The organism is Acinetobacter sp. ANC 4216 (assembly GCF_004331195.1).
GTDB classification, from domain to species: Bacteria; Pseudomonadota; Gammaproteobacteria; order Pseudomonadales; family Moraxellaceae; genus Acinetobacter; species Acinetobacter kookii.
On sequence record NZ_SJOC01000012.1, the window covers coordinates 35,939 to 53,435 of the forward strand.

Genomic DNA, 17,497 nt, shown 5'->3' on the forward strand with positions numbered 1-17,497 from the left:
GTCCCCTTAAGCTGCGTTAGAACGTACACTGTCTGCAAGATGATTGGCCAAATCGGTGACTTCCTGAAGATTGTCACCTTCAACCATGACCCGAATGACCGGTTCCGTTCCTGACTTACGAATCAGTAAACGACCACGGCCTTTTAATTGTGCTGCAGCCCGATCAAATTCAGCCACCAATGCAGGCACAGCATACGGGTCAAACATTTGTTGCAAACGTACATTTACCAAGACATTTGGCAATAAATGGAAACCTTCAACCAGTTCATGTAAGGCTTTCTTCTGTTCGACCATGACAGTCAATACCTGCAAGGCAGCTATAATCGCATCGCCTGTGGTACTTTTATCCAGCGTCAGAATATGTCCTGATGGTTCACCACCAATAGCCCAGCCATTTTCATCCAGGGCTTGTAGCACATAACGGTCACCCACGCTGGCACGGACAAATGGAACCTGGGCTTTTTCCAAAGCCAATTCAAGTGCCATATTGCTCATGACCGTACCGACAATGCCCGCCGGCTTGTGCTTGCCCTGAGTGGCCAAAATGTACAGGATATGGTCACCAGTAATTTGCTGACCGTTTTTATCCACCATAATCACGCGGTCTGCATCGCCATCAAAGGCAATCCCCACATCCGCCTGATGTTCAAGCACGGCCTTTTGCAGGTTTTCCGGATGGGTTGAACCACAGTCCTGATTGATGTTTAAGCCATCCGGTTCGTTATAAAGCGCTACAACTTTGGCGCCCAGTTCCTTAAACACCGAGGGTCCCACGTTATAGGCAGCGCCATTGGCACAGTCCACCACAATTTTCAGGTTACTCAGGTCAAAATGGTAAGGGAAAGTCGATTTACAGAATTCAATGTAACGGCCATTGGCATCTTTCACCCGCACACTTTTACCCAGGTTTGCGGTATCTTCAATTTTAAGTTCGTTTTCAAGCTCTTTATTGATCGCATCCTGTAATTCATCCGGCAGTTTCTTGCCTTCGCTAGAGAAGAACTTGATACCATTATCAAAATAAGGATTGTGCGAAGCCGAGATCACAATGCCCAAGCTGGCGTGTAAAGCACGGGTTAAATGGGCAATGGCAGGTGTCGGTAAAGGACCAAGCAAATGCACATATACACCCGCCGCATTTAAGCCCGCCTGTAATGCAGATTCTAAAATATAGCCCGATAAACGCGTATCTTTACCCAACACAACAATCGGTTTTTTCTTATTACTGAATTGTTTTAAAACTTTACCTGCAGCAAAACCCAATTTCAGGGCAAATTCAGGTGTAATCGGAAGTTCCCCAAACTTTCCACGAATTCCATCTGTTCCAAAATAACTCATTCTTTGCTCACTTCTTATACATGTAGATGGGATTTATCATCCAATTTTAGTCCTAATTACTTTACACCAAAATCAAAAAAGCCGTCATATAAATGACGGCTTTTCCTGACTTTGATTACTAAAAATTAACCAACACGGTAGTTCGGTGCTTCTTTGGTAATGGTCACGTCATGTACGTGCGATTCAGACATACCTGCTGCGGTAATTTTCACAAACTTGGCATTTTGACGAAGATCATTCACAGTCGCAGAACCGGTATAGCCCATAGAAGAACGCAGGCCGCCCATCATTTGATGAACGATATTGCCCATAGGACCTTTATAAGGTACGCGGCCTTCAATACCTTCCGGTACGAGTTTTTCCTGACCGGCTTTAGAGTCTTGGAAATAACGGTCAGCAGAACCTGTTGCACCCGCCATTGCGCCCAATGAACCCATACCACGGTAAGCCTTGTAATAACGGCCCTGGAAGAATTCAACCTCACCCGGTGCTTCTTCAGTACCGGCCATCAATGAACCAACCATGATGGTGCTTGCTCCGGCGCCAATTGCCTTCGCCATATCGCCAGAGAAGCGGATACCACCGTCAGCAATTAAAGGAATCTGGTCTTTCAATGCATTGGCAACACTGTCGATCGCAGAGATTTGCGGCATACCGATACCGGCAACAATACGCGTGGTACAGATCGAACCCGGACCAATACCCACTTTCACCGCATCCGCACCTGCATCAAGAAGGGCAAGCGCCGCATCACCAGTGGCAATGTTACCGCCAATCACCTGAACTTGCGGATAGTTGGCTTTTACCCAACGTACGCGTTCAATCACGCCAGCAGAGTGACCATGCGCAGTATCAACAACAATGGCGTCTACACCCGCTTCCACCAGTGCTTCAACACGGCTTGGTGTTTCTGCGCCAGTACCGACTGCCGCACCCACACGTAGACGGCCCAGGTCATCTTTACAGCTGTTTGGATAAAGTTCCGCTTTACGGAAATCAGTGACCGTAATCAAACCTTTCAGTTCGTTGTTGTCACCCACAACCAGTACTTTTTCAATACGGTTTTTTTGCAGAAGGGCCTGGATATTTTCTTTGGATTCGTTTTCGCGAACAGTCACCAGACGGTCTTGACCGGTCATGATGTTGCTGACAGGTTGTTCCAGGTTGGTTTCGAAACGCGTGTCACGACCTGTCACAATACCGACTACTTTGCCATCTTTAACAACAGGCACACCACTGATGTTGTTGGCTTGGGTAATTGCAATCAGTTCACGAACCGTTGTTTCCGGCGTTACGGTGATAGGATCTTTCACCATACCTGCTTCAAATTTTTTCACACGGCGTACTTCTGCAGCTTGCGCAGCGATATCCATGTTTTTGTGCAAGATACCGATACCGCCATTTTGTGCCATCGCAATCGCCATACGGGATTCAGTCACCGTATCCATAGCGGCTGACACAAGAGGAATATTCAGGTTAATGCCACGAGTGAGGCGTGTCTTTAAGGAGACATCTTTTGGGAGAACAGTTGAGTAGGCAGGGAGTAATAAGACATCATCGAAGGTTAGAGCTTCTTGAACGATGGTCAACATAACAGTCTCACTGGTAATTTCCGTGCGCTATTATAAACAAAAAAAACAGTTTTATTCATGCTAATTTCAAACAGCAATGCAAAATAAATTTACATTGCTGGATATTGGCCAACTTTTTTATTCAAAAACAGTGATTTTACTGCGTGAGTATTTAAATTTGGGCAAATACTCGATTAACAGACCTGATCAAAATCTTCATCATTGGTCGACTCAAAAGATTCAAGCGGCACAAAGGGGATCATGTTATGCGCCCGTCTTGCCTTGTTGCATTGTTCATCGGCAATCTGCACTTCTTTACATGAGGAACTGCGTGCCTCATACATGCCACAGCTGACCTGCTTGCCTATTTCACCTTCGAGTGCAATGCAACGCGGATTTTTTTGATTGGTTCCCACCATACATGAATACACTGCTGTCACCGGCTCAGTAAAGTGCTCGGGCATATGAATGCCTTCTGCCCAATAGAATGAGACGCGGAAATAGGCGCAACATGCGCCACAGCTTAAACAGGCATCCTGTGTGGGTACTTGAGACAACATTTCTTATAGATTCTCGTCATCAAAAAAAGTTTTTTTGGGATAGAAAATATAAAAAATGTTGTTTTTTCACTCAAGAAAAATTTTTAATTTTTTTGAACTATTCAGGACAGGTGAATACAGTTTCATCCATCAGATCGGTGCCGCATTCCAGGGTTTCAATCCAGTCCAAAAATTGATTGATCTGCTCTTTGCCAATAAATGGCGTGCCATGCTGTGGCACAATCATTTCAACGTCCATGGTACGAACCATTTGCACCCAAAGACGGATCACTTTATTGCAACACATATAACGCTGATGGAAGCCTTTCATCTTCGGGATATGCGCAGCAAAATTCTCTAGCGGTTTAGATGCATCCTCAACCATGGATGCGCCCATATCGCCAGAAAACAGAATTTTGGCAATCGGGTCATAAAACTGGAAATTACCAACCGAGTGCAGGAAATGTGCCGGCACGGCAATAATGCTTGATTCACCCAATGGAATCACCTGACCATGGTCAGGCAACTCGACCAGACGATCCAGCCAGTTCCCCTTCATCCGGTCACTCATGAAAGCCGAGTTCAAGTGCGGCAAGAAACGCGCCCATAATTTTGATGCCACCACCTTGGCCTCGGTGTAGACCAGCCAGCGTGGCATAGAGGTAATAATGTCGGGGTCCTGATGGGAGGCCATAACATAATCAAGATTGGTTAGACGGGTATATTTGTTCAGTTCCATCGTCAATGGAACATAGGTCAAGTCGCCCCCTGGATCCAGCACTGCAGCACGTTCATTGTCCAGGATTAGAAACTGGTTTGCCTGTACACCTTCACCTTTCACTAAACTGGTAAAACTAATACATTTATGCGTACCATTATCAAATAGTACCTGTGATGTGGTGCGATCAAACGCCATACCCATTCCCCAAAATATCGTTTTTAAACTAACTTTTTAATTCCTCTCAACATATAGGGATTCATGGGAATTTACAACAAAATAACACCTGAATATTGGTAGATTTATCAGCAAATTGTGCGGTATTTCACAATAAAAAATCCCGACAAAAATGCCAGGATTTTTTAACGCTATTCAAATTTAAAAGAAATAATGCTGAACCAGTGCTGCCACACCAATCACTAAAAACACAAGTGCGCCAATTTTATGAATTAGTGAAATCGGGAGTTTTTCCGCCAGTTTGTTGCCAATAAAGACTGCAGGAGCATTGACCAGCATAATGCCCAGCGTGGTTCCCAGTGTTACCCAGCCAATACTGTCAAAGCGCGCGGCAAGTGCCACGGTAGCAATCTGGGTTTTATCACCAATTTCTGCCAGAAAGAACAAAACAAACGTGGCACCAAAGACGCCATATTTTTGCCATTTATTAATGCTTTCAGTTTCATCATCCAGTTCATCTGGAATCAGCATCCAGACCGCCATCGCAATAAATCCTAGGGAAACAATCCATAACAATACGGTCGGGCTCAGAACGGTTGTAATCCATTGCCCCAGGACAGCGGAAACACCATGGTTGACTACGGTCGCCAGGAAAATTGCGATCAGAATTGGGACAGGTTTACGGAAACGCGCAGCCAGCAGTAAAGCCAGCAATTGAGTTTTGTCACCCATTTCGGACAAGGCAACAACAGCTAAAGAAATCAGGAAGGCTGAAAGCATGATGTATTTCTCTGGCTAGCATAATAAAACCTGTGACTCACCCCTCCTGCTAGCCAAATTGAGCAGAGTGGTAAATCAAAGGTCTTGCCAACAAAAAGAATATCATGATCAAAAAGATCATTTGGTTCTTTGCTATGATGACCATGTTCTGTGGAACAATTATGTTGACCATCACCTTTTTACCTTGCGTAAAAAGCGGCTACTCCCCAATGAAGTGCATGTATTTTAAGCTGAAAGATAAAAATTTTCAAATTTCTTTAAAAATATCATTTCAGGATAACTATCAACCTCGTTATCCAGGGCAAAAATTGCATTAGAAATCATTTTAAGCCAAGCAGTATTTTACGCGGCTGTATTCACTATCTTATCCCTATCATAGAAATAAGCCTGTGCGTTTCTCAATCTACCCACGCCTTTCATAAAAAAACCCTGCCGAAGCAGGGTTTTAGTGAGTATCAACTGAAATTAGAGCAACAGGCTACGAATATCCGACAACAGTTTGGTCAGCTTATGGGTAAAGCGTGCTGCATCTGCGCCATTAATCACACGGTGGTCATAAGACAATGACAATGGAAGCATCAACTTAGGATCAAAACCTGTACCATTCCAGACCGGTTGCATGGTGGCTGGAGAAATACCCAGAATTGCCACCTGAGGCCAGTTCACCAACGGGGTGAATGCGGTACCGCCAATTGAACCCAGGCTGGTAATGGTGAAGTTCGCACCTTGCAAATCTTTCGGTGACAATTTCTTGTCACGTGCTTTCTTGCTCAGTTCACCCAGTTCAACTGCAATTTGCTTGATTGATTTTTGATCTGGATTACGCAGTACCGGCACAGTCAAACCGTCTGGTGTTGCCACAGCAATGCCCATATGGATTTCATTACGCAACAATACCGATTTCTGGTCATCCGCTAAATGGCCGGCAAAATACGGCTCTTCCTTCAACAGATGCGCGACTGCTTTGGCAATGAAAGCCAGAATCGTCAGGCTAATACCCTCTTGTTTAAACTTGGCTTTGAGATCGCCGCGCCATGCTTCAAGTTCGGTAATATCTGCCAGGTCAAACTGGGTTACCTGTGGAATGTAATTATTCAACGACAACTGCGGCACAGAAACCTGTTGCAGGCGGGTCATGGCTTTCACTTCACCACCACCAAATGCCGAGAAATCTGGCAATGCAGGCAAACCAGGAACTTGCGCTACAGTCTGCGCTACCGGTGCAGCTTGAGGTGCAGTTAAGCGTGTTTTCACATAGGCAAACACATCTTCTTTCATCAAGCGATCATGGGCACCCGAAGCTTTGACTTCAGCCAAGACCACGCCCAACTCACGCGCCAGCTTACGTACCGCAGGACCTGCATAGACTTTGGCATTGGCAGCATTCTGCTCCTTGCTCAGCTTATCGGCCGATTGGACTGGTGCTTGTTCTACAGAGGTAGCCGCTTGTGGCGCTGCTGCCGGAGCAGGTGCTGCCTTGGCTGCAGGAGCAGCTTCAACTTTGGCTGGCTGAGCTACAGCAGCTGCCTGCCCTTTCGCTTCGATGCTTACCAGAGCCATACCTTGTGAGACATTTTGCCCCACTTGTACGTGAATGGCTTTAATCACCCCTGCCGATGAGCTTGGCACTTCAACCGTGGCTTTATCGGACTCAACCACAATAATGCTTTGATCCGCCTCGACCGTGTCACCGACTTGAACTAAAATTTCCGCCACTACAGCTTTGTTTACACCCAGATCAGGCACAGCAATTTCAACCTCTCCGCCTGGTGCGGAAGCTACAGGTGCCTGAACTGATGTTTCTGTTTTTGGCGCATTCACAGCAGCGGTTTCTGTAGCAGGTGTCGTTGTAGAAGCCGTACTTGGCGCTGCTTCAGTACTAGAAGATGCTGTTTTCACCTTGAGCAGAACCACACCTTCTTTGACTGTGTCGCCTGCCTGAACTTCAACGCTCTCAACCGTACCAGCAACGGTACTTGGCACTTCAACCGTGGCTTTATCGGATTCCACCACCACAATGCTTTGATCGACAGCGATTTCATCACCTACCTGTACCAGAATTTCGCCGACCAGGGCTTTTTCTACCCCAATGTCAGGGACTTGTACCTCAACCACTGAAGCACTGCCGGCCGGAGTCTTCGCTGCTGAAGCTGCGGGTTGATGGGATGCCAGTTCCTGCATAATTTCCTGATCAGGCAGCGAGGTCGGCGTGTTTTCCGAAGTCTTTTGTGAAGCATCTGCTTCCTGGACTTCAGTCGCGCCGGTTGAACCTTCCTCAGCTTCCAGTTCAATCAGTACCGAACCTTCTGAAACCACATCGCCTACTGCAACCGTAATACTTTTCACAATCCCTGCCGAAGTGCTTGGCACTTCAACAGAGGCTTTATCGGATTCCAGCAAAACCAGGCTGTCATCTACCGCAACGCTATCGCCCACTTTCACCAAAATTTCAGCAACGGTGGCTTTATCAACTCCAATATCAGGTGTTTTGATTTGCATGCTTAGTTCTCCTCACCTGATTGTTCTTTATAGTCCGCAACCGCCTGAACTTCAGGGTGTGCTTGAGGTGCCCAAGCGACTGGACGATCAGTATCAAGTTCGAAGCTGGAGATGGCATCTTTCACCAGACGCGCATCCACTTCGCCTTCATCGGCCAGTTTCTTCAAGGTTGCCACGACAATGTGCGCGGCATCCACACCGAAGTAACTACGCAAATTGCCACGGGTATCTGAACGGCCGTAACCATCGGTGCCCAAGGCTACGAATGGGCGGTTATCTGGAAGATAGGCACGGATCTGTTCGCTGTAGGCACGCATATGATCGGTTGCAGAAACCACAATACCGTCTGTTTCACGCAGTTGTTGTGACACCCAGGATTCCTTCGCCTCTTCAGCCAATGGATGCAGGCGGTTGTATTCTTCACATGCCATGCCATCACGTGCCAGTTCGTTGAAGCTGGTGACACTCCACACGTTCGAGTGAATCTGGTATTCATCACGCAAGATTTTCGCTGCTTTAATCACTTCCCGAAGAATCACACCTGAACCCATCAGCTGAACCGTGGCTTTTTCATCCTGTTCAAGCAGATACATACCGCGCTTGATGCCTTCTTCCACGCCTTGCGGCATTTCCGGATGCTCATAGTTTTCGTTCATGACGGTCAGGTAATAGAACACACGTTCCTGATTGACATACATGCGTTGCAAGCCATCGTGTACGATGACCGCCAGTTCATAACCGAAACATGGGTCATAAGACACACAGTTCGGAATGGTATTGGCCAGAATGTGCGAATGACCGTCCTGATGCTGCAAGCCTTCACCGTTCAATGTGGTACGGCCCGCGGTTGCACCCAGCAAGAAACCTTGTGCCTGTGCATCACCGGCTGCCCAGGCAATGTCGCCAATACGCTGGAAACCGAACATCGAGTAGTACATGTACATCGGAATCATTGGCAGGTTATTGGTTGAATAACTGGTCGCCAAGGCTGCCCATGCACTCATCGCACCAGCTTCGTTAATCCCTTCCTGCAACATATGACCATCTTTGGCTTCACGATAGTTCATCAGCTGTTCTTGGTCTTCAGGCGTATATTTCTGACCATGAGCAGCATAAATACCGAGCTGACGGAACATGCCTTCTAAACCAAAGGTACGGGCTTCATCCGGTACAATTGGCACAACGCGGTCTTTAATTGCTTTTTCTTTTAACAATGCCGAGATTAAACGCACCATCACCATCGTCGTTGATTGCTGTTTGCCATTTGACCCTTTTAATACGGCATCAAAAACAGACAGATCAGGAATCGCCAATGATTCACTTTCTTTACGACGCGCTGGTAAATAACCGCCCAACGCTTCACGACGTGCCTTCATATATTTAATTTCAGGCGAGTTTTCACTTGGACGGTAGAATGGAACTTCTTCAAGCTGTTCATCGGTAAATGGCAGGTTGAAACGGTTGCGTACATACTTTAATGATTCAAGCTGCATTTTCTTGATTTGATGCGTTTTGTTGACCGCTTCAATTTCTTCAGACAGACCATAACCCTTAACCGTTTTTGCCAAAATGACGGTCGGCTGACCATTGGCCTGGGTTGCTGCGGCATAGGCTGCAAAGACTTTGTACGGGTCATGTCCACCGCGGTTCAGATTATCAATATCTTCATCGCTTAGGTTTTTCACCAGCTCTTCAGCTTCTGGATATTTGCCAAAGAAGTGTGCACGGGTATATGCCCCACCTTTCACCTGATAACGCTGGTAATCTCCATCCACTGCCTCTTCCATCACGGCTTTTAAAGCACCGGATTCATCTTTGGCAAGCAGCGGATCCCAATGACGTCCCCACACCACTTTAATCACGCGCCAACCGGCACCACGGAATAAGGATTCCAGTTCCTGAATGATTTTACCGTTACCGCGAACAGGACCGTCCAGACGTTGCAGGTTACAGTTCACCACCCAAATCAGGTTGTCCAGCTTTTCACGACCGGCAAGAGAAATTGCACCCAGGCTTTCCGGTTCATCCATTTCACCATCGCCGAGGTAAGCCCAAACCTTACGGTCTTCTTCTTTAATCAGGCTACGGTTCATCAGGTATTTCTGAATATGCGCCTGGTAGATCGACATGATCGGACCCAGACCCATCGATACGGTCGGGAACTGCCAATAATCCGGCATCAAGTAAGGATGCGGATAACTTGGCAAACCATTGCCACCAACTTCACGGCGGAAATTGTTCAGTTGCTCTTCAGTCAAACGGCCTTCCAGAAATGAACGTGCATAAATCCCTGGCGCACAGTGACCTTGATAATAGATCATGTCGCCACCAAAGTGGTCGCTATTGGCGCGGAAGAAGTGGTTAAAACCAACATCGTATAAGGTTGCAGAAGATGCAAAACTGGCCAAGTGACCACCCAGGTCGTCACCGGTCTTATTGGCACGTAACACCATTGCCAAGGCATTCCAGCGAATCAGGGCACGGATACGGCGCTCCATATCCTGGTCGCCTGGCATAGCCGGGGTTTCTTCAACTGAAATGGTATTAAGATAAGGAGTATTTAGACGCTGAATAGGAACATGCTTGGCAATCGCGCGCTGATAGAGCTTTTCTAACAAAAATGCAGCACGCTCTGTACCCATATGCTGTAAAACCGAGTCAAATGCATCTTGCCATTCTTGGGTTTCTTGCGCGTCGGTATCACCATAAAACGCCATATTTCACCTATTCCTTGAGCTTATTTATAGTCTCTATATGTACCATACTTTAGAGGGCATCAGTTATCGCTACAGCTGAATACGGAATACCACTATTATTTAGATAATAAATACTCGTTGACCATTCTTTACGCAATAAAACAAAAAACCGCCAATAAAGGCGGTTTTTTATACAATAACTATTCTCTTGAATGATACTATTATATTCGAAAGCTCTAAAGGTTCTAGAGTTACTCTTTAACGAATATACAAATCTGTATTTATCAACTTATGGCAACATTGCTAAATAAGTTGATGGATTTTTGCGTTGTCCATCTTTCACGACTTCATAATGCAAGTGTGGACCGGTACAACGACCCGTACAACCCACATTGGCAATATGTTCACCAGCTTCTACGCGATCCCCAACACGGGCAATCAAACGTGATGCATGTGCATAACGGGTCAAATAACCGTTGCCATGATTAATTTCTACGTATTGACCATAACCTGTACCCCAGCCTGATTTGGTCACTACACCCGGGCCAGTGGCATAAATAGGCGTACCGCTTGGTGCGGACAAATCCAGACCGGAGTGATTTTCAGCGCGACCGCCCATGGTACGTCCACCAAAGTTGGAACTCACACGTTTCATGTCTGGAAGAGGATGAGACACCAACCAGGAATAAGCATTGCCAGAATAAGTTTTCGGGCTGGTTGAACGATATTTTTTCGCTAAAGATTCATTGTTTAATTCAATTGTTTTTTCACGCAATTGAACATTCATTCTGGTTTCAGCAGGAAGATCAATATCATTTGATTCTGCATAAGAACCTTGCGCCAAAGTACGGGTCAATTGTTCAATGCGATCTTCCGATGCATTGTTAGAGCTAGGAGTTAATTCAACTAAATCTGCAAAAGCTACAGATGCGGCAGAAGCTGCCAATGAAAACGCTAATAAAATACGTCGCGTATGCATAAAAAAACCTCTTTTAACTGTTCTTAGTCAATGTCCTTGCGTGATCTCTTCCTTGATATCCACTAAAAGAAGTGCGTAAGATTAAGACACAAGTATGTAGGAACAATGTATGTCGGAACCAGTGAACGTCTTTCAACAAACAAGAAAACACTTAAAAACAGGAAACTTTACGTTTCTCTCTACACAAGTTGCTGCATGGCAGAAACTTACAAAACTCATTCAACCGATATTGCCCCAACCAGAGCAATGGCAAGTTGTTTGTTATCAACATGGCATTTTGACGATAACGGGTGCAAATCAGGCCATGATTAGCCAGCTTGCCTATCTTCAAAAGCAATATATCGCCCAATTGTTACAATTACCTGAATTTAAAGACTTACAAAAATTGCAAGTACGATTAAGAATTCAGACGCAAGCCTCTCCAAAACCCCAATCTCTGTCCCGATCCCTTAGTCCAGATACTCAAGACTTACTTCGTGGTGCTGCCGACTTTGTAAGTGACCCTAAGCTTAGCCAAGCTATGCTACGTTTGGCAAGAAATAAAAAGTAACCAATACAGGCATATCTTTGAATTAAGAAATAAAAGATGTGAACTGCTTAACATTTCGTTTTGTTATATTATAACACTTACATTAAAAGACAATAACTTATGTCACACTTACATAAGAAATTGGACACTGTTTAATGTCATCAAATGTTACAATTTCGTAATTACTTGGATCACTTTTAACATTGCGTAATAATTGATTATTTAATGCATGTCCGGACTTATAGCCATCAAATTTGGCAATAATCTGGTGTCCCAAGAGATATAAATCTCCGACTGCATCCAGAATTTTATGACGTACAAATTCGTCCGAGAAGCGCAGCCCTTCTTCATTGACCACCCCGGTTTCATCGACACCAATTGCATTTTCCAGGCTGGCGCCTAAGGCCAGATTATTGGCTTTTAGATAGTCCAGATCTTTCATAAAACCGAAAGTACGGGCTCCACTGACTTCGTAAACAAAGGTTTCGGTAGAAAAATCGATGGTTGCGGACTGATATTCTTTTTTAAATGCCGGATGATCAAAATCAATGGTAAAGTTAAGCTGGAAGCCGTCATAAGGATGAAATACTGCACGTTTATCATCAATTAACGCTTCAACATGTTTTAAAATTCTTATAAATTTTTTCGGTGCGTCCTGTTCTTGTAATCCGCCTTGCATGAGCAAATAGATAAATGGACCCGCACTACCGTCCATAATCGGAACTTCTGAAGCCGAAACTTCAATAATCAGGTTATCAATTCCCAGTCCGGCAATCGCACTCATGACATGCTCAATGGTACCGACTTTGGCATTGTCCTGAACCAGATTAGAGCACATGAACGCTTCTTGAATCAGCATCGCATCTGCAGGAATATCTACCGGCGGATCTAAATCGATACGTCGAAATACAATACCCCCATCCACATGGTGCGGCACAAAGTTAATTAAGACTTTTTGCCCACTATGAAGACCAATACCGCTCGCTTTCACGACACGCTGTAGGGTACGTTGTTTCAACATGTTTTTCTATCATCTGCTCATCAAACCGCTATACGTTAGCATATTTAGCCATTGATAAAAAATAAAAAGGTAGTCGCAAGACTACCTTTTCTGTTGAATTTGTGCAGCCTGCACAAATTGAGCATTATTTACGTTGCTGATTTTTCAAGTAATCTTGAATACTCATTGGCGTTGGACGTGATGAACCAACGGCCGGAGCAGGTGCCGTTGCCGCTTCATTTTGCTGACGTTGAATGGCTGGCACATCATCATCTTCTACGACAGCTTGTGCTGTATGATTGACTGGACGTGTAGCAGACTGCACTGCTGGACGTTTTACCGTATCTGCCGAGTCTGCGGAATTACGGGTCAAACCGGTTGCAATCACAGTAACACTGATTTCATCACGCGCATCCGGATCAAAGACTGTACCGTAGAACACTTGACCTTCGTCCAGATCGACAATCTGGTTGACGACATCGGTAATTTCTTCAATTTCACCGAAGGTCACATCATCACCACCAGTCACGTTAATTAAAATGCCTTTGGCATTCATAATGGTGACGTTATCCAGTAATGGACTACGAATAGCCTGTTCAGCTGCCTGACGTGCACGGGTTTCACCACGACCTGAACCCACACCCATCATGGCATAGCCACGTGTACTCATGGCGGTTTTCAAATCGGCAAAGTCAAGGTTGATATGACCTGGACGAACCACCAGATCAAAGATACTGCGTACCGCATTTAACAACACATCATCTGCTTTTTTGTACGCATCTTTCATTGAAATGTCGCGGAAAACTTTAAGCAAACGCTGGTTAGGAATAATAATCAGTGAATCGACATGCGCTTCCAGAGCCTCAATGCCTTTTTCAGCAGACTGTTGACGACGCTTGCCTTCAAAGTTAAACGGAGTCGTCACCACACCTACGGTCAAAATACCCATTTCTTTCGCAATTTCAGCCACAACTGGCGCAGCCCCTGTACCTGTACCGCCCCCCATACCGGCAGTAACGAATACCATGTCGGTACCTTCCAGGTGTTGGCGAATCAGTTCACGGCTTTCTTCAGCAGCAGTCTGGCCCACTTGAGGATTTGCCCCTGCACCCAGACCACGCGTGCTTTGTTCACCTAATTGAATTTTGAATTGCGCATTCATACGGTCTAAAGCTTGTTTGTCGGTATTGGCACAGACAAATTTTACCCCTTGAATGTCGGATTCAAGCATGTGTTGCACGGCATTACCACCAGCACCACCAACACCAAATACAGTGAAACGGGCTTGACCGTTGCTATCGTTTTGATCATCTTCTAAAAATTCAAATGAGGCCATGACCTTTGGATTTCCTAATTCGTAATTGGCAGTCACTTAAGCCCGTATACTGCCTTGATCTTAATAAAAATTGAGTTTAGGATGCTGTCCAACCACACGCTTGTCAAGTGCAAGCCGTTAGACGTACAACTTCCTTACAATATTCCCAATAAATTTCACTTAAAATATCGATTTTAACTGATTGTTTAATGCTGACCACGCCCGACCGACCCGCTTAAAAACACTCAGTTTTTCAGGGTCTGTCGCTTCTACAATGGTATCTTGTGTATCACTTTGGCTAAACATCAACAAGCCGGCAGCAGTCGCATACTGTGAACGACGTAAAGCGGCCTGATTCTGTTCATCAGTATGTACTTGCACCGGCGGATTGCCTAAATGCGCTGATACCCCCAACATATGACGTGCCAGATTCACCATGCCTTCAATTTGACTGGCATCACCCGTCAGAACCACCCCATGATACAAACCATGAATGGCTCCATTCCGCTGTAACTCTTGATGAACCTGGGTCAGAATTTCTTCATAACGCGCAATAATGATTTCCGCCAATTCAATACGGCTAATGGTCTGTGGACCATCAATACCCTGAAATTGAATCATATGGTCAGGCTTGACCACTTTCAGGTCAACACAGCCATACAACAATTTCAGCCGTTCAGCTTCTTCGGTGGTGGTTTGCAATACGGCAGCAATATCACGGGTGACATGCTCTCCCCCGCGTTGCAAGGTATGTGTCAATGCCAGGCGACCATCCAGATACACGGCAATATTAGTGGTACCCGCACCGATATCGACCAGGCATACCCCATATTCTTTTTCATCTTTCAGCAAACTGGCTTCAGCAGTCGCCAGACAGGAGACCACCATTTTCTCCACGCCAATATTGGCCCCTTTCAGGGCACGGTCCAGATTCTGCATGGTGCTGATCGGCAACATCATCAGCTGATAATGCCCCACCATACTATGCGCAGACATGCGAATCGGATTTTGCACCCATTCAGCAGAATCGTCCAACTCAAAACCTAAAGGTACAGCACTCACCAGATAATGGTCTGAAGTCAAATGACTGGCTTTGGCCAACTCGAGCGCACGAACCACTTCGCTTGTTGTAATTGTGTGGTCGCTATTTTCAATCGGAGTACGGCCTGAAGCATAAAAACTTTTTAATTCTGCGCTTGGAATGGAAATCCAAGCGGAATGCACCCGGCATTCAGCCATATCTTCTGCTTCTTGTACGGCATTTTTAATTGCAGTGATGACCTTGTCTAGACTAACAATTTTCCCTTTATTCATGCCTCGGTTACGAGCGGTTGCCATCCCAATCACTTGGATATTGTCTGGCGCATGTACCTTACCAATCAAAACTGAAACTTTGTGTGTCCCAATGTCAATCGCAACAACCGAGGGAACAGCTTCATTCATTATCTACTACTACCATTACGTGTTTAGTTAATTTATGGCCTTAAGCCTCTATTTTATATAAAGCCGCCCAATTATGGCTTTACCGTTCTTGTATCTGCAATGCTTGTGTCATCAATCGTTACAACAAAATGACCATTTACAATATTCGGAGGTGCTGCATTCTTCCATTGTATGGCCATTCCGTTTCTATAACGCAAGTCTACTGACGAAATTTTAGCCCAAACCGGTTTTAAATCACTTTGTGCCAGATGACTCAAGCGTTGAAGTTTACCCATGGTCTGATCCTGATCGACAATAATGCGCAAACCTGAATCAAACTGCATGAACCAGGTCATACGTTCTGTTAAATATAATTCTTTTAAGCGAATGTTGACCGGCAGGAACAACTGATTAATTTCATTGTAACGACGCATCATCATTTTTGACTGAGAAGCAGGACCATGCAACAAAGGTAATTTCTGGTTATTCTGCGGCACCACTTCTGTAAAAATATCGCCACTATCACTCAACAGTCGTCCAGTTCCCCAACGGGCAATGGCATGACGGGGCATCACTCGTACACGAATTGAATTTGGCCATGCACGTGAAACCACCACGCGATCCACCCAAGACAACTCTAAAGCCTGATCCCGGATTTTTTCCAGATCAGAGGTAAAATAATTTTCTGTAACCTTGGGTGCAACATGGGTCATGACCTGGCGATTTTCAGCCTCTGAGCGGGTACCCACCACACTCAGTTTGGCCACCCGCGCATCAGTCATGACACCATACAGACCATATATCCCCACAGCCAATACCACAAGTGCAACCAGCATCAATAACCAGCCACCCAGATTCGTAAGCTTTTCCTTACGTGTAGGTGGCTTATCATGAATGGAGGTAATTGCCGCTCGTTTACGGCGCATTGAAGCAGGGAGTTGAGCCATATTCTAGTGAGCCGCAGCCGTTAAAGTCTGTTCTAAAATCGCCACACACAACTCATCAAAACTATAGCCTACAGCTTTGGCAGCCTTGGGTACCAGAGAATGACTGGTCATGCCTGGAACAGTATTCACTTCCAGTAACCAGAAGTTGCCCTGTTCATCCTGCATGGCATCAATACGACCCCAACCGCTGGCACCGACAGCCTGAAAAGCACGCAAACATAAAGCCTGCAGACGTTTTTCTTCTTCTTCGGTTAAACCGCAAGGGATACCATACTGCACGTCATTACGGTTGTACTTGGCCTCATAGTCATAGAATGCCACATCTTTTGGCGGTTCCAGGCGAATGATCGGCAAGGCCTGACCATTTAAAATCACAATGGTAAATTCACGGCCAGTAATCCATTTCTCTGCCATCACCACTGCATCATGTTCAGTCGCCTTGGCAATCGCATCAGCAAAGTCTTCCTTGCGTTCAACTTTACTCATACCAATACTTGAACCCTCATGCACCGGTTTGATAATAAATGGCAGACCAATGCTATCAATAATTGCATCCAGGTCAGAGTCTTTGGTCACAATACGATAGGGTGCCGTTGGCAGTTCCGAACCTTGCCAGACCTGCTTGGTTTTTACCTTGTCCATACCAATCGCAGAACCTTGCACACCGGTACCGGTATAAGGAATATTCAACCATTCCAATGTACCTTGGATTTGACCGTCTTCCCCACCGCGACCATGCAAGACAATAAAGGCGCGGTCATAGTTGACCAGTTCAGTCACACTACGCTCTTGCGGGTCAAAAGCTTCGGCATTCACCCCCGAACGCACCAATGCTTCAAGCACAGCTTGACCACTATCTAGAGAAACCTCGCGCTCAGCTGATTTACCACCAAGCAATACGGCAACTTTGCCGAATTTTGAAGCATTTGCCACGTTTATATCCTTAAACTTTATAACTGAACGATCACATGCAAAAACACACAAAGT

At 45.6% G+C, this 17,497-nt stretch carries 14 protein-coding genes and 1 riboswitch; of the genes, 1 reads left to right on the forward strand and 13 read right to left on the reverse strand.

What is annotated here, in order from left to right; translation table 11 throughout:
• Positions 1-6 precede the first annotated feature (6 nt).
• The 8 genes from glmM to E0H88_RS11010 form a co-directional block, all read right to left on the reverse strand.
• Positions 7-1,338: a phosphoglucosamine mutase gene (gene glmM / locus E0H88_RS10970; RefSeq protein ID WP_131274188.1), complete on the reverse strand. Its 1,332-nt coding sequence runs from the start codon at positions 1,336-1,338 to the stop codon at positions 7-9.
• A 125-nt stretch (positions 1,339-1,463) separates the two neighbouring features.
• The gene (gene guaB / locus E0H88_RS10975) at positions 1,464-2,930 is read right to left on the reverse strand and encodes an IMP dehydrogenase (RefSeq protein ID WP_092820514.1); all 1,467 of its coding nucleotides are present in this window, start codon (positions 2,928-2,930) and stop codon (positions 1,464-1,466) included.
• A gap of 173 nt (positions 2,931-3,103) precedes the next feature.
• Positions 3,104-3,469, reverse strand: coding sequence for a YkgJ family cysteine cluster protein (locus E0H88_RS10980; RefSeq protein ID WP_131274189.1), 366 nt, complete (start codon positions 3,467-3,469; stop codon positions 3,104-3,106).
• Positions 3,470-3,566: 97 nt separating this feature from the next.
• Positions 3,567-4,364: an oxygen-binding di-iron domain-containing protein gene (locus E0H88_RS10985; protein ID WP_131274190.1), complete on the reverse strand. Its 798-nt coding sequence runs from the start codon at positions 4,362-4,364 to the stop codon at positions 3,567-3,569.
• Positions 4,365-4,544: 180 nt separating this feature from the next.
• The gene (locus E0H88_RS10990; RefSeq protein ID WP_131274191.1) at positions 4,545-5,123 is read right to left on the reverse strand and encodes a TMEM165/GDT1 family protein; all 579 of its coding nucleotides are present in this window, start codon (positions 5,121-5,123) and stop codon (positions 4,545-4,547) included.
• Between the two features lie 73 nt (positions 5,124-5,196).
• A riboswitch (yybP-ykoY riboswitch) is annotated at positions 5,197-5,343 on the reverse strand.
• Between the two features lie 245 nt (positions 5,344-5,588).
• Entirely contained in the window at positions 5,589-7,622 is a 2,034-nt protein-coding gene (locus E0H88_RS11000) for a 2-oxo acid dehydrogenase subunit E2 (RefSeq protein ID WP_131274192.1), read from the reverse strand.
• 2 nt (positions 7,623-7,624) lie between these two features.
• On the reverse strand, positions 7,625-10,339 hold the full coding sequence (aceE, locus tag E0H88_RS11005) for a pyruvate dehydrogenase (acetyl-transferring), homodimeric type (protein WP_092820522.1): 2,715 nt from the start codon (positions 10,337-10,339) through the stop codon (positions 7,625-7,627).
• 268 nt (positions 10,340-10,607) lie between these two features.
• Complete coding sequence (locus E0H88_RS11010; protein WP_131274193.1) at positions 10,608-11,297, reverse strand: M23 family metallopeptidase; 690 nt, start codon at positions 11,295-11,297, stop codon at positions 10,608-10,610.
• A 109-nt stretch (positions 11,298-11,406) separates the two neighbouring features.
• On the opposite strand from E0H88_RS11010, the gene E0H88_RS11015 reads away from it, so the two are divergent.
• Positions 11,407-11,847 (forward strand): DUF721 domain-containing protein, encoded by a 441-nt coding sequence (locus E0H88_RS11015; RefSeq protein ID WP_131274194.1) that lies wholly within the window; start codon positions 11,407-11,409, stop codon positions 11,845-11,847.
• A 97-nt stretch (positions 11,848-11,944) separates the two neighbouring features.
• Here the strand turns inward: E0H88_RS11015 and lpxC are convergent, their stop codons facing one another.
• The 5 genes from lpxC to E0H88_RS11040 form a co-directional block, all read right to left on the reverse strand.
• On the reverse strand, positions 11,945-12,847 hold the full coding sequence (lpxC, locus tag E0H88_RS11020; RefSeq protein WP_092820528.1) for a UDP-3-O-acyl-N-acetylglucosamine deacetylase: 903 nt from the start codon (positions 12,845-12,847) through the stop codon (positions 11,945-11,947).
• A gap of 124 nt (positions 12,848-12,971) precedes the next feature.
• Complete coding sequence (gene ftsZ / locus E0H88_RS11025; protein WP_092820530.1) at positions 12,972-14,162, reverse strand: cell division protein FtsZ; 1,191 nt, start codon at positions 14,160-14,162, stop codon at positions 12,972-12,974.
• Positions 14,163-14,321: 159 nt separating this feature from the next.
• The gene (ftsA, locus tag E0H88_RS11030; protein WP_131274195.1) at positions 14,322-15,584 is read right to left on the reverse strand and encodes a cell division protein FtsA; all 1,263 of its coding nucleotides are present in this window, start codon (positions 15,582-15,584) and stop codon (positions 14,322-14,324) included.
• A gap of 71 nt (positions 15,585-15,655) precedes the next feature.
• Positions 15,656-16,510 (reverse strand): cell division protein FtsQ/DivIB, encoded by an 855-nt coding sequence (locus E0H88_RS11035; protein WP_092820534.1) that lies wholly within the window; start codon positions 16,508-16,510, stop codon positions 15,656-15,658.
• A gap of 3 nt (positions 16,511-16,513) precedes the next feature.
• On the reverse strand, positions 16,514-17,443 hold the full coding sequence (locus E0H88_RS11040; protein WP_092820535.1) for a D-alanine--D-alanine ligase: 930 nt from the start codon (positions 17,441-17,443) through the stop codon (positions 16,514-16,516).
• Positions 17,444-17,497: the final 54 nt, after the last annotated feature.